This window comes from Pedobacter sp. CG_S7, from assembly GCF_040544395.1.
Lineage (GTDB): Bacteria > Bacteroidota > Bacteroidia > Sphingobacteriales > Sphingobacteriaceae > Pedobacter.
Map to the genome: position 1 here is coordinate 1 of NZ_JBEONS010000096.1, position 1,807 is coordinate 1,807.

Sequence of the window (1,807 nt, forward strand, 5' to 3'; positions counted from 1 at the left end):
GAGTATGGAGGTGTGGCTCGTGGGCATAAATATCAATCTTTATCAAAATACAAAGATAAATTTTTAGCCTCAGCCCACAACATTTGGCATTGATCTTTCTCTATGATCGTACCTAATGGCAAGGTTCGTTCCGCCACCTAATACAGCATTTTTAAGGCTTGAAAGACCTTGAAGTTCAATGATGGTTTCGAAAAGCTCTGCAGAAACAGCAGCCATTAGTATCTGGAAAAGTGCTTGATATGGTAGCGTTGAGCCACCATTGCACACACCTTATTGCTGATACGTTCTTTCGTAGATTTAAGTTCATCAACAATTTCGGCACGTTTATATAAATGCTCTAAACGGCTGATATCTTCGGCAAATGTGTGCTCAGTAGTTGCATAAAGTGCCCTAGGAATAATCAAATCCTTATCCTCCTGAACATCTAACCGTGACATGTTTACGTCCCAAAACAGTTCTTTTGGAAATATGGTTGTTATGTTATCTGCAGTTTTCATTTACACAAATATATAGATTAGAATTTAATAACTCAAATAAATCGAATTGCTGTACTCGCTGATTATCAAGCAAATTACTTGCCATGTATGAGGTTGAATGCTTTTTAATTAGAAATCTTGGTTCATTACTTTAAAAAATGAGATTAGATTTTCTTGGCATAATTCCCTCCTTTTCGTTATATTCGCATAATAGCAATTGCAACTAAGAAATACAGACAAAAAGGTGAGTGATTCGGTGAGTCACATTTTAAAAACCCTTCCAGAGAGCCTTTAAACGCTAAAAACTGAACTAAGTTAACGTCCCAGCGGGATCACAGAGAATAGTATCAAAACGTATAAAAACCTGCAAATCAAATGATTGAAGGTTTTTTACTTTTATGGGATATGCCAAAATATGCATTAAATCGGAACATCCTTGATAAGTACATAGACCACCCTTACTGCCTAAACAATGACAGGGCGCTACCAATTTCAAGCAATCAAAAGATGAATGAATATCTGGTTGAGATTGCAGCTCTATCAGGGGTTAATAAAATATTGGGCAACCGGATATCCAAACGGACTTTTGGAACGACAGTAACCTTAATGAACGGCGTACCTACTGAAAGTTTTTCTAAAATGTTCGGACACATAAACATATGTACCACACAATTATATGCTAAAGTGCTGGACAGTAAAGTAAGTGAGGATAAGGCTCCGCTAATGGAAAAATTTGTGGCTCGTTATCAGCAGGTTAATGAAGTCACAGAATCGAAAATAAGTGTAGATATGGCCCTGCTGAGGGCGAAATATCAACAGGCTATATAAAAACTGTTGGTAAGCCTGAAACGCCAGAAGGGTGTTTCAGGCTTTTCCACTTGTACAACCGGACTGAAACGTAAGAATTTTCAAAGACCGAACCTATGTGCAGAAAACCAAGGTATACCTTTCCGTATATGCTAAAAGGGAGAACGGCGGGAAGGCTATGGCGTCGGGGTTTCGCAAGCCACTCCAGAGGGTGGGGCTATTATAAATTGCTATGTTCAATCTAATATTTTTTTAAAAAAACCACGCAAATTAAAAAGCCACTGCAATCACAATGGCTTTTTTGGAATAAAATATCCTCGCATTTTTCAGTATAACACTTATTTATTCTTCTGCGCTTTCAATAAACGCTCATATAGTGCTTCCTTTTCTACTTTGTATTTTTTGCAATTCTTCTATATCCGCTTTATCCGGGTCACGTAAATTTTCTGGGGATTAGTTGTTAAATTTGTTCAAAAAACAAGGATGGATTTTTCACTATCAGGTCAATTTTTACCAACAGATTT

2 protein-coding genes are annotated in these 1,807 nt (G+C 37.1%); one reads left to right on the top strand and one right to left on the bottom strand.

The features are described 5' to 3' along the window. Positions 1-215: 215 nt before the first annotated feature. Positions 216-497, bottom strand: coding sequence for a DUF6922 domain-containing protein (locus tag AAKU52_RS17405; protein WP_354335908.1), 282 nt, complete (start codon positions 495-497; stop codon positions 216-218). Positions 498-851: 354 nt separating this feature from the next. Between AAKU52_RS17405 and AAKU52_RS17410 the strand changes: the two genes are divergently transcribed. Then, a complete protein-coding gene (locus AAKU52_RS17410) occupies positions 852-1,304 on the top strand; it encodes a site-specific integrase (RefSeq protein ID WP_354335909.1) in 453 nt (150 codons plus the stop codon). Positions 1,305-1,807: the final 503 nt, after the last annotated feature.